This window comes from Paenibacillus sp. Soil766 (assembly GCF_001428105.1).
In the GTDB taxonomy this organism is placed as follows: domain Bacteria; phylum Bacillota; class Bacilli; order Paenibacillales; family NBRC-103111; genus Paenibacillus_E.
Genome location: NZ_LMSJ01000058.1, coordinates 121,904 through 135,351, shown reverse-complemented (window position 1 = coordinate 135,351; position 13,448 = coordinate 121,904). Strand labels below are relative to the sequence as shown.

The 13,448-nt window shown below is 48.9% G+C and carries 5 protein-coding genes; all 5 read left to right on the top strand.

The genetic code is table 11. The annotated features are described in order from the left end of the window. The first annotated feature begins 39 nt into the window (after positions 1-39). The 5 genes from ASG89_RS31650 (at position 40) to ASG89_RS31630 (ending at position 12,525) form a co-directional block, all read left to right on the top strand. Positions 40-8,676 carry a cadherin-like beta sandwich domain-containing protein gene (locus ASG89_RS31650; RefSeq protein WP_057315324.1) on the top strand — a complete coding sequence of 2,879 codons (8,637 nt, stop codon included), beginning with the start codon at positions 40-42 and terminating at the stop codon, positions 8,674-8,676. A gap of 306 nt (positions 8,677-8,982) precedes the next feature. Further along, positions 8,983-10,464, top strand: a complete 1,482-nt coding sequence (locus tag ASG89_RS31645; RefSeq protein WP_057315323.1) for an arylsulfatase — start codon at positions 8,983-8,985, stop codon at positions 10,462-10,464. Between the two features lie 271 nt (positions 10,465-10,735). After that, positions 10,736-11,659 (top strand): NAD(P)/FAD-dependent oxidoreductase, encoded by a 924-nt coding sequence (locus tag ASG89_RS31640; protein ID WP_057315322.1) that lies wholly within the window; start codon positions 10,736-10,738, stop codon positions 11,657-11,659. Between the two features lie 26 nt (positions 11,660-11,685). Then, positions 11,686-11,925 carry a glutaredoxin family protein gene (locus ASG89_RS31635; protein WP_057315321.1) on the top strand — a complete coding sequence of 80 codons (240 nt, stop codon included), beginning with the start codon at positions 11,686-11,688 and terminating at the stop codon, positions 11,923-11,925. Positions 11,926-11,952: 27 nt separating this feature from the next. Then, positions 11,953-12,525, top strand: coding sequence for a peroxiredoxin (locus ASG89_RS31630; RefSeq protein ID WP_057315320.1), 573 nt, complete (start codon positions 11,953-11,955; stop codon positions 12,523-12,525). Positions 12,526-13,448: the final 923 nt, after the last annotated feature.

The window sequence follows — 13,448 nt, the reverse complement described above, 5'->3', positions numbered from 1 at the left end:
GTGTAGCTCTTGATGAAAACTAGGAAAAGAGGGGAAAAGTTGAAAAGACGATGGAAAACCGGCTGGGCCAAACTATTAATTGCTGCACTGCTATTTCAGTACATACCGTTCTTACACGGCGGGTCGAGTATAGCACAGGCAGTAGGTGTGGCTAACGGTACCAACACAGTGCTGCAGAATACATACGGTCCTTCAACAAGCATTATGAATTATACATGGAAGAGAGTAACAACGAATCTCTCGCCGCATGCTAGACAAGGGGCATCCATGGTCTTTGACGAGATGGCTGAGAATGTGGTCATGTTCGGAGGTAATGACAATACCGATTTTTTCGATGAAACGTGGATTTGGAATGGTATAGAAAAAACTTGGCAGGAACAGCTGGATCTTACTTCTCCGTCTAAACGCAAAGGCGCAGCCATGGCCTATGATCCAGCCACGGGGAAAGTTCTGCTATTCGGAGGCGAGGAGAAGTCCGGCGCGCTGCTGGGTGATACTTGGCTTTGGGATGGTATGAATGCCGAATGGGAGCAAGTTACAGGGCTTCCTAGCTCCCCGATAGCTCGCGGAGGTGCTCAGCTTGCCTATAACGGCGAACAGTTGGTTCTGTTCGGCGGATATTCGGGCAGCGGAGGTTCTAAGAATCTTCAAGACGATACCTGGTTGTGGAATGGAACGAGCTGGACGGAAGTTAATCCTGCTGTGAAGCCGCCTGCTGCCTATGGCGGGCAGATGGCTTTTGATGGCCAAACGGCTGTGCTTTACGGTGGAAATGCAGGCTCTATTACGAAAGAGTATACGAGTGAAGGTACGAAAGTAACGAAGACGGTCACGCACGATGACAGCTCTCCATTATTGTGGAAGTGGGACCGTGAGGCAAAGTCATGGAGTTCGACGAATGGTCCAGAGGCTTACGGCCGATGGGGTCAGGCGATGGCCTATGATGGGCGTCGAGTTGTCTTTTTTGGCGGAGAACGCGACTATGTCCATAATTACAATAACGAATTGGTTAAACAATTAAAGCTGCCAACGACCACGTACCCTCCGACGTTTGGGAGTATGGCCTATGGCTGGAATAGAAGTGATTGGGAAAAAGCTCCATTAACAGTAACCTTGGAAACGATGTATCAAAGCAATATGGATGATACTGGAAAGGTCTTTGTGGTCCAAGGGGTTCCTAATCAGCTTCCTTTCCCGCTAAGCTATGCGAACATGGCTTTTGACGGTAAAAATTTCGTTATGTTCGGCGGGAGCCGTGCTGAAATTGACATTATGGATAAGGTATTCGGTTCTAAAGTCAGTTCTGTGGCCGCAGGCAATATGAACGAAACTTGGCTGTACGGGTATACGCCGCCGACAGCACCTGGTGTTAAGCTTACGGTGGATCCGATTCTTCAGTTTGATCCAGAGCATAAGGATGATACCGTCAGTGTAGTTACAAATGTCTATGATGATGGAACGAAAGACATTACAGCTCGAGGGGTAGAGTACCGCACGTACTCAGCTGAGGGAGTCGGCAATTGGGTTCAAGTACCCTATACATCTACAGAAGAAGGAACAAGCTCCTTTACGGTTATTTTAAAAGGTCTTACATGGCATCAAGAATATGAAACCCGTGGCTATGCTACGAATGTAATAGGGAAAGGCTATACGGAAATAAAACGATTTATTATGAAAGATGATCCGAGTATGTTAAAACCGGATGTCGATTATGACCGCGTAGGCGCTTCGGTTCTGCATGTGAAAGATAAGAAGCGATTAGTCGCAGTTGGTACAGGTATTCCTAATTTGCTTCGTAAGCCTCTAGGAAATATTCATTACTATTTACAAAGTAAGGACGGTACCCAATACAACCTTAATTACAATGTTATTAATGAACGTCAGTTAGAATTGACATGGAAGGATGAATTGCCGCCAGGCAAATATGATGTACGCTTGGAGCATGATTTCTATGAAGATTATATATTTACAGAAGGTTTGATGATAACAGCACAAGACTTCTACAAACCAAGAAACTTCGCCAGAATAGATGTACCTAGTACATCTGCCAGCAATGAAGTAAACAGTCTTGGTCTGCAAGGACCGTTCACGGAAGAGCCGGATGAGGATAAAGTTGGCATCTATGTTCTTAATGACACGTCGGAACCGGTAATCATCAACGACTCGGTGATGTTCAAGGGGACCAGCCTTGTCGTGAACAAAAGAAATAACCCAGCCACAATAACCGGCAATGGCCGCTTATATGTCAATGGCGGTGGAGCACTCGGGTCCAATCTGTCTTACACGATTCAAGAGGGGCCGTTCACCATCACGTCAGACAAGTTCTCTTTCGATTTGAGCGGCTCGGAAGCGACGGACTACTTGAATATGGATATGCCCGTTCATGCAAGCTCGCTTATTTTTACAAAGGATGGCCTGCGTCTAACCGGTGATCTGGAGATCGGCTTGCAGGTAGGGAGTCAGAAGGTTAAGGAAACTGTGCCGTTTGATGGCCTGAAATTCCGCAATAACCGCTTTGATTTGTCGGGTACCTTTATGATGAAGAATAGCTTTCAGGTGGGCCCGATAAAAGCAAGTGATACCAAATTCGTCGTGGAGAGCCGCATTCCTTATGTCGGGGTTCAGGGAACAGGCAGCTTGCCGGATACGAACTTAAGCTTCGATTTGAATATGAAAACCAAACAAGGACGTTTGGATGGCGTAAGCTTCGGCATGTACCGGAAATTGAAACTTGCATCAACAGGACTTCAAGTCAACTATCTATTCGGTAATGTGGACAAACTTGCGGAGAAGTCTCAGATTCCTCAAAAGTTTAGTGTCACCGGATCTGTGAACGATGTCATTGTCCCTGAACTGAAACATCCACAGGTAGATTACAAATTCAATCTGATCGGTACCGATTCCATTGATATGGACCTATCGACCTACGGCTTTAACGGCAGCGGAACCGAATACTACTATTGGCTGCCTGTGAAGAACATGAACATGCAAACGGTCGTTAATCCAGCAACGGCTGGAATTAAAGGGTTCTCTTCACCGGGCTTTGCAACGAAAGGCGACATCAATCTTTTTGAAGTCGTCAAAGGAGCAATTGGCACGTACTCTTTTAATCAAAAGGGATTCAACGGAGCTATTAAAGGAACGGTTTATGTTCCAAAAGGGATTCCGCGTATTGGCGGAGCGACTGTGAGTAACGTTGCACTCAGTGTAAATGAAACAGGTATATACGGCACTTTCAGACATAACGGCGTAGGCGCTAATCTGAAGTATACATTTAAAAACAATACGATTCTATTCGAAGTAGAAGCAGAGCCGCCTAAGAAGGCTTGGTGGGAAAAAGGTCTGGATTTTATGAACAATGTTTCTGATTTCATGGACGCAGCAGAACCATGGCTGGACATTGCGGAAGAATTGTTCTTAAGAAATACAGATTCGGGCAAAAAGCTTAATGATGTCAGAATTGCTTCTGCGAATCCGCTGAAGCGAGTCTTTGATCTAAAACCGGTCAGCTTGACTTTCCAACCGGAGGAGCCGGTCCACACCGATGCGAAAGCGCGCTTTGTGAATGGACAACTTACGTCACTGGATCAAACACCTCTGATCACAACGGAAACCAATGCTTCAAGTGGTAAGTCGACGTCTTCTTTTACAATGGAACGTTCTTTCAGGGCACTTATTGCCTTAACGGGAGATCAACGAGCTGCTATTCTGAAAGGCACTGCATCCGGACAAAGTTCTGAGCAGATCGTACGTCCAGAAATCAGCTATGATGCTGCCAGCCAAACGACCTATATGCATGTGTCGCTGCTTGCAGGCAAATGGAGTCTAACGACAAGCAGTAATAGTCGCATTCAAGTAAATGAACTGTTATTTGCCAACGAATCGCTGAAGTTGAATGAGTTGGCTGAGCTGTGGGCGCAAACACCGGACCGCTCGGTTACCTCACTCACAGTGAAAGAGCGTGGAAGCTACGTACTTAAAATTGGTGAAGCTCAAGACGATATTATTGTTTACAAACCAGATGGACGGCCTTATAGTCTACAAACGGCACAGAAGGAACCGGATTGGAATGCTTTCCGTGACGCCGATGGTTACGTGTACACGTTGGTGGATGCGGTCGAGGCAGGAACTTGGATGATCAGCGCAGGCACAAGTCCAAGCGTCGTATTAAGCAGCGTACCGTCTACAACGAAAATAGCGGATGTTATGCAGTGGGTGCAGGATCAAGTCTATCCTACTGTGTTTGATATGACTCGGACAGATAATGGCCAAGCGATTGTAGAGATTTACGGGGCGAATGAGCAGACAAAGCTGTATGCGCCAAACGGTGATCTTTACAACCTTCAACCTGACCCGAGTTTGCCAGGTATGAATGTTCTGTATGATAAATCACAGCAGAAGAAAACGATTTTTCTGGATGATATTAATTTGAATGGACAGTGGAAAGTTGTAAGCAGCAGTTATACAAGTGTTGTTGCCTACAAGTCATCAAGGAAGTTCAAGTCGATTAAACCATTGACGATGGAAGGCCGATTCAGCAAATATTTTGAAATCGCCGAGAATGGCAATTACATGATGACGGTTAGCGGCGGTAATGCGAACACCGTACTTCTAGCACCTGACGGTTCGCCGTACACGCTGAACTTCGATGCTCCTGCTGGCAACGCTTATTTACAACCGGCGTCAGATCGAGTTTCAAGTGCAAGCCCAAGTGGAGATCCACTTGAACAGACGAAGATCTCGACACCAAATCCAGTGAACGACGGCAGGGATACACTTTACGTTTCACTCCTTAACGCGCCAGCTGGCAAATGGATGATTCAGAATGCGAAAAAAGTTGATTTGCAAATTCAGAAATTAATTCCTCTACCAGAGATGAAGGCTTCCGCAAAAGCCGTCACTGGTGTGGAAAATCGTATTCAAGTAACGTGGGCCATGGAGAATGCGTCGTCAGATGCGAAAGTAACCATGATGTTAACGGACAGCGCCGATCAATGGGTAGGAGAGGTTATTCAAAGCGGTCTGCCAACTTCCGGCAGTAAAGCTATTGATCTTCCGACTTCCATGCTGCCCGGAACTTATTATCTTGCTGTTGTAGGTAAAAGTGCTGATAAAGCACCGACCTATGCCATTGCGGATGCAACCGTAGAGGTGACTGCGCCTATTTCGTTGAGTACACCTGAGCAACCAGAGGTGCTTTCTACTGGAAATGGAGAAATATCCTTGCGCTTTGCTTCTATTGCAGGTGATGTGACAGCTTATCGCATTTGGGCTAGTGAGAGCACGAGTGGTAAAGCTGCAGTTCCGATCATGGATCTACCGCCTCAAATGGGAAGTGAGCAGAATGCTGTTATTACCGAATTAACTCCTGGTAAAAACTACGAGATCTCTGTCTCAGCTATTGGTAATGAGCAAGGACGTATTGTGCTCAGCCCAACGTCAGCGAGTGTGTCGACGGAACTGCCAGTTCCGCAACCTCCAACGTTAGCAGTGGTGCTTGACGCTAGTGCGCAAGCCGTCATTGAACAAGCCTATACGTCATATGACGGGAATGATGAGACGCTACTGCTTACAACAGCCGAACAAGCTACCTTGAAGGTGACTGCGGATCACAACGCAGCAGTTACTTTGTTCGTAAATGGACAGCAGCTTGGCAGCAGCGAGCACGTATCAGCAGGTGGAACTTCCATGTTTGTTCTGCAAGATCTGCTTGGAGTTGCTGTATTGAAAGAACGGGAATATAACGTGCTGGTTGAAGCCGTGAATGAGCGCGGCGACCGCTCTACGGCATACCGCAAGGTGTTCATTGACCGCACCGGACCGATGTTAATCGCTTCCGGAGGCAATGATGCGCAAGGCAAGCCGATTTCACTGAATGGTACTGTCACAAATATCAGCAGGATTTATATAACCGGTCAAACAGATGCGGGAGCTAAGCTTGTTGTGAACGGTACGAATGTCCCATTGGATGATAAAGGGAAATTCGATTATTACGCACCATTGGAGTGGGGCGCATCGACGGATCGACTGCAGATCTCGATGACGGCTACTGACGGGGTTGGAAATAAGACCGAGTATGGCTTTGAAGTCATTCGAGGTGTACCTGAAGCAATTCCGGCAACCCTTAGCGATCTTGCGGCACTGACAACAGGCAACGCCCAGATGAGTGCTCCTTATCAATTCGGAACAACTGCTTATCAAGCGGTAGCTTATTCAGAAAAAGTTCGCGTGTATGCAGTTCCGATGGCTGCTGCTTCTGTCGTGACCATCGATAACACAACAGTACCTGAGAGCGGGTATGTCGATATCGAGGTACCTGCTACGGGGAAATCGGTATCTATCAAAGTACATTCCGTTAGCGCAGGAGATAAGTCCTATACGCTGAATCTTGACGGAACGGGCTCCAATGAAGCACTATTGCTTACATTGAAGCTGAATAATGCCACGGCTTCGCAACCGGGAGATGAGATTAAGGCGCAACCTTTCACAGGGACGGAAGAAAGCTATACCGTCTATGTGGACAACACAGTCGACAGTGTGACCTTGACACCTGGCGCACTGAAGGCAGGATCCAGTATTGAAGTCAAAGACCAATCCGTACAGAGCAGACAAGCTTCCCAGGCGATTCAGCTGCAAGTAGGCGAGAATCAAATCCCTGTGGTTGTGACCTCTCCGGACGGCTCGGAAAAACGTAAGTACCAAGTGGCCGTATGGCGGGAACCAAGCGGCAATGCGCAACTGCAAAGCTTGGGGCTTGCTACAGATGGAGCTGAGCTGTTAGCTGATTTTAACCCGGCCGTACTAAATTATGAGGCACTCGTGCCTAACACGGCGGGCGAGTTCAAGCTTCTGCCAGTTCCCGCACAGTCGAACGCAGCTATTCGTATCGATAGCCAAACGGTAACGAGTGGAACGGTCTTATCGCTTCCATTTACGAACGATGCACAAACTTTTGCCATTGAAGTAATAGCTCAAGATGGTACCGCGCTCACATATAAGGTTTCTGTACTACGTAAGCAGACAGTGCCTGGACAGCCGCCATTACTGGCGAGTTTGCAGGTAGATCCCATCTTGGACGGTGCTTTTACGCCATACAAGCTTAAATACGGAACGATTTCAACAACTGAAGACCCCAGCACGACAATCAAGGCGATTACCAATGATCCAGAGGCAACTGTAACGGTGCAGCATGTAAAATATAAAGGTGGCGGTACTTTTACACCTACTATAGGAATTGGAAGCAATACCATTATCGTAGATGTGGAGTCGGCCGACCTTAAGTCTTCACAGACTTATTCCATCGATGTAAAACGTGTAGAGGAATCAAGTAGACCTAACATCCGCCAAACGACGGTAGCTGGAAGTATCGGAGGCTGGACTTTCCAAACCAACATCGTGCGGACCCAATCGGTAGAAGGCAAAGCGCTTGATACGGTGAAGTTAGGTGCCAAGGATGCACAAACGATCTTGGAAAAAGCTGCACAGAATAAAGACTATGTCGCTCGCATCTATGTAACGGACTTGCCAGACGAGCCTGCAGAAGAGCGAATTGTCAGCTTAAATGCCGAAACGGTAAGTATGCTTGCAGATGGAGGAATGTCGCTACAACTGGCGCTGCCTGATGGGCAGATCACGGTATCAGCGGAATCCCTTCAGCAAATGGGCAATGACGGAAAGGATGCTTACTTCCGAATTGTTCCGGTCCGCGCTGAGGCTGAACGTAGTGAAGTTACAACACGCGTGCAAGCAGCTGAGCTTGTACTCAAAGATGCAGGAGGCCGATCTGTCTCCGTTATTGGCAAGCCGGTCAAGATTGAGACAAACTACTCGGGATACAAGACGGAAGTCGTGTTCCCGCTGGATACCCTCAACCTGCCGGATAACGCAGCAGCGGCTAAACAAATTTTGGATGAACTTGCCGTGTACATTGAACATAGCGACGGCGAAAAGGCGCTTATGCAAGGAGAAATCCGTTATGATGCGGATGGCAAACCAGTAGGTATTGCTATAGAGATCAGTAAGTTCAGTACATTTACCATTATTCAGAAAAATGGAGCGGGAGCACTGGAACCTTATTTATCCGGTTACCCTGATGCTACATTCCGCCCTTCACAAGCCATTTCGCGTGCGGAATTAGCGATGATTTTGAATCGTATTGGCGCCGGCAAGTCCAACAATGATTCGTCTACGGCACAACCTAGCGGTTATCCGGATGTTGCCAAAGGACACTGGGCCGCAGAAGCCATCACCAATATGCAGCGCGCAGGTGTGATGCTAGGCGATGACACAGGCTTCCGCCCTGATGACGCGATTACCCGCGGGGAGATTGCCAGCATTGCTGCTAGGCTGCTTCCGGTTGGAGCAGCTGGAAGCACCTCCTATGCGGGGTACAGCGATACACAAGAGCACTGGGCTTTCGAAGCGATAAAGCGAGCTTCGCAAGCAGGCATTTTGCAGGGCTATTCCGACGGTACCTTCCTGCCGGACAATCAATTGAATCGTGCGGAAGCAGTGACGATTCTAAATCGAATTTTCGGGCGGCCGACCGCTGACGTTAAGTCTTCAAGCTGGCCGGACGTACCGCAGGAGCATTGGGCACTGCGTGAAATTGAATCAGCCTCTGGCACCGTACAAGTGTTGTCTGATGGCAGTGTATATGTAGTACCTAAACATTAATAAGATGTAAGATTAAAGCCCATGAGTTTATTAAGCTCATGGGCTTTTTGTATCGATGAAATACGTGCGTAATTTGAACAATGAAGGTATCATGAATAAAGACCTCGCCTATGTAAAGCAAAATCAGATTGATGAAATGATGCAGAAAGGCTTGGTCGGTACTTGAAATGATTAAAACCTTTCAAGCAAACGGAACGAGCAAAACGCTGATCGTGAATCCGACGGCCGGGTTGATTTCTCAAACCAACAACGAAAACGGAACTTCATAATTAAGATGTCAGACAACGTGATTAAGGAGAGAACGCCATGACAAAACCCAATTTACTGCTGATAACGGTCGATCAGATGCGCTTTGATTGTCTAAGTGCGCTTGGTCATTCCATCATCGAGACGCCAAATTTGGACGCCTTGGCCAGCTCAGGGGTTATCTTCACGAATGCGTACTCGGCTACACCAACCTGTGTACCGGCGCGTGCAGCGATTATGACGGGAATGAGTCAGCGGTCGCATGGCCGTGTGGGTTATCAAGATAAAGTGCCATGGCAGTATGAGCATACCGTGGCAGGGGAACTTGCCAAAGCAGGCTACCATACACAGTGCGTAGGCAAAATGCATGTATATCCAGCTCGTAATCTATGCGGATTCCATAATATCGTGCTGCACGATGGTTATCTTCATCATAATCGCTCCAAACACGATAATACCGTCGATGGTCATTTCGATCAAGTTGACGATTATTTGCAATGGCTGCGCCGGACAGCGGGAGCTGAGCTCGACATCATGGATAATGGCCTTGACTGCAATGCTTCGACGGTGGCTCGGCCCTGGCATTTGCCGGAGATGCTGCATCCGACCAACTGGTGCGTAACCGAGTCGATCGATTTCCTGCGCAGGCGCGATCCCTCGAAGCCATTCTTCTTGTGGACTTCCTTCGTCCGGCCGCATTCACCGTTGGATCCACCACAGGCATACTTCGATATGTATAAGAATCTGGAGCTTCCGGATCCGCCTGTTGGAGGATGGGTAGACGAAGCAGCGGCTGGTGCCAATGCCAATGATCCGACAGCAACCTTTGCCCGTATGCCAAAAAGAAGGCTGGATCGTGCGCGCGCTGCCTACTACGCGCTGATTAGCCATCTCGACGAACAAATCGGCCGTCTAATTAATGCCATGCAGGAATACGGTGTACATAAAGATACGCTAATCGTGTTTACCTCAGATCATGGCGAGTTGATCGGGGACCATCATCATTTTAGAAAATCGTTGCCGTATGAAGGAAGTGCGAAAATTCCATTTATCGTCTGCGATCCTAGCGGAAGGTTCGGCTTTGCTAAAGGAAGCCGGGTCGAAGAGGTGATTGAGCTGCGGGACATTATGCCAACGCTGCTTCATGCAGCGGACGTGACGCGCCCGCAGACAGTTGAGGGAGAAAGCCTCCTCCCGCTATGCCGTGGCGAGCATCCTGAGTGGCGGCCTTATATCCATGGCGAGCACTTGTATGGCGTGCTCTCGCATCAATTCGTAACCGATGGCAAGGAGAAATTTATTTGGTTTACCCAAACGGGCGAAGAGCAGTATTTCAATCTTGAAGACGATCCGCAAGAGTTAGCCAACGCCGTTGCAGATGAACGCTTCACGAGCCGCGTCGCCACTTGGCGCAACCGATTGATCGAGGAACTTGAGGGGCGTGAAGAAGGGTATGTCTTTGACGGGAAGCTTGTGGTTGGTAGACAAGCCAAGCCGTGTCTGGATCATTTATTCAAAGCGACGCTTGCACAAGACTCATAATAAAAAGCAAAAGACTTGGACTGTTTCGTCCGAGCCTTTTGCTTTTGTCTTTCCCATCGTTTTTCCTGATAACGTAGATAGAACCAAATCGCAAACAAAGTTAATAGATGTAGATGATATAGTAGAACTAGTAGTTTCTAATAAGCTGCTAATTAGAATTATTATAAATAAGCTTGACTTTATCTTTCTTTTATTTATAATAATTATTATCTGATATCTATTATCAATGAAAAACAAGTATAAATATCCGTATGAAAGGAGTGCATCACCGATGTACGATGTCATTATTGTTGGAGCTGGTCCTGCTGGAGCTTCTGCGGCGATTTATACAGCACGAGGGAATTTGAAGACGTTAGTTATTGATAAAGCACCGAATACAGGAGCACTAGCCATTACGCATAAAATTGCGAATTATCCCGGTGTCATTGGGGAAATGTCGGGTAAGGATCTGCTGGATACGATGCGTGACCAAGCCAAAGGCTTCGGAGCTGAATTCATCCAGACGACGATTACGGATGTGGATGTGGAAGGCGAAACGAAGTATGTGTTTACCGCTGACGGGATGTTTGAAGGCAAGTCGATCATTATTGCAACAGGCTCTAAGGGACGTAACCGCATGCTGCCTGGTGAAGAGAATCTGATGGGACGCGGCGTGAGTACGTGTGCGACGTGTGATGGTGCTTTTTTCGAAGGGAAGACGGTCGCAGTGATTGGGGATTCGGAAGAAGCGCTAGAAGAAGCCCAAGCGTTGAGTAAGTTTACGAAATCTATCCATTTCGTCGTTCCTCGGCCTGAATTGCAAGGTGTTCACGACGTTCCAGAGTTGAAAGGCACGAACATCCTCTACAAAACGAAGCCGCTCGAAGTTCTGGGCGATAAGCAGGTTCAAGGTCTTAGAATTCGTACAAGCTCTGGCGGCGAGGAAGTGCTGGATGTGGATGGCGTCTTCGTTTTCCTATCTGGCAGTAAGCCGGGTACAGACTTCTTGCAGGGGCAAGTTCCTCTGGATGAAGATGGCTTTATGATCTTGGACAGCTCGATGCAGTCGTCGGTTGCGGGTGTATTCGGTGCTGGAGAAGTTAGACGCACACCTGTTAAACAAGCGGTTGTTGCCGCTGCAGATGGTGCGATAGCCGCCATGGCCGTCGACAAATTCATAAATAAACGGGCTCAACTGATCCCGCAATACAAATAATTCAACCTTTTAGGAGATGACCAACTATGTCAAATGTAATCGTATATTCCAGTACCAACTGCCCTTATTGTGTCCAATTGAAAAAATATTTAACAGAGCAGGAAGTCGGTTTTGAAGAAAGAAACATTGATCTGAATGATCAATTCGGACAAGAGCTGCACGATATGGGCTTAATGTCACTGCCAGTCACCGTCATCGGTGAGCACAAAATTCTAGGTCTCAACGTCACCAAACTCAAAAAAGCACTAGCCGAAATCGCTAGCTAATCCCATACATCAAAGGAGATAACAACCATGACACAACATTTAACCGTTCAATCTCAAGCTGCTACTTGGGCTAAAATAGGGCTGCCAGCACCGAGCTTCTCCCTGCTCTCCACGAAAAATATGGACACGCTCGAGGAAAAAATCTCGCTCGAGGACTACCGCGGCAGATGGCTCGTATTCTTCTTCTGGCCTTTCGATTTCACTTTCGTGTGTCCGACGGAAATCACCTCGTTCAGCGACCATTACGAGCAGTTCCTGGACCTCGATTGTGATATCGTAGGCGCATCTGTAGACAGTGTCTACACGCATCGCGCCTGGACCCAAACACCGCGCGATCAAAGCGGCATCGGCCCTGTGAAATTCCCATTGGTCAGTGACTTCTCCAAAGAAACAGCACGTGCCTATGGCGTCCTAGATGATGAGACAGGTGCGGCACACCGCGGTTTGTTCATCATTGATCCGGATGGTGTGCTTCGCTATCAAGTGGTCACGGATATGAATGTTGGCCGCTCGGTTGACGAGACACTTCGTGTACTTCAGGCATTGCAAGCTGGCGGTCTCTGCCCAGCGAACTGGAAACCAGGCGATCGCACGTTGTAAGCCAAGAAGCCTCGCCGTCCGCGGCAAGCTAGCGCACAAAAAATGTGCGCAAGGGCACCGGCCCGCCGTCCGAGGCGAGCTAGCGCACAAAAATTGTGCGCAAGGGCACCGGCCCGCCGTCCGCGGGAAGCTAGCGCACAAAAAATGTGCGCAAGGGCACCGGCCCTGCCGTCCGAGGCAAGCTAGCGCACAAAAAATGTGCGCAAGGGCACCGGCCCTGCCGTCCGAGGCAAGCTAGCGCACAAAAAACGTGCGCAAGGGCACCGGCCCGCCGTCCGCGGCAAGCTAGCGCACAAAAATTGTGCGCAAGGGCANTTGAAAAATACAACGGTGCAGCCTCAAGGGCACCGGCCCTGCCGTCCGAGGCAAGCTAGCGCACAAAAAACGTGCGCAAGGGCACCGGCCCGCCGTCCGCGGCAAGCTAGCGCACAAAAATTGTGCGCAAGGGCACCGGCCCCGCCGTCCGCGGGAAGCTAGCGCACAAAAATTGTGCGCAAGGGAAGCGGCCCGCCGTCCGCGGGAAGCTAGCGCACAAAAATTGTGCGCAAGGGAAGCGGCCCGCCGTCCGCGGCGAGCTAGCGCACAAAAATTGTGCGCAAGGGCACCGGCCCGCCGTCCGCGGGAAGCTAGCGCACAAAAATTGTGCGCAAGGGCACCGGCCCGCAGTCCGCGGGAAGCTAGCGCACAAAAATTGTGCGCAAGGGCACCGGCYCYGCCGTCCGAGGCAAGCTAGCGCACAAAAAWTGTGCGCAAGGGCACCGGCCCGCCGTCCGYGGGAAGYTAGCGCACAAAAATTGTGCGCAAGGGCACCGGCCCGCCGTCCGTGGGAAGCTAGCGCACAAAAATTGTGCGCAAGGGCATCGGCTCCGCCGTCCGMGGSAAGYTAGCGCATATGGAAGTGCATATTATAAAAAAATCTATTG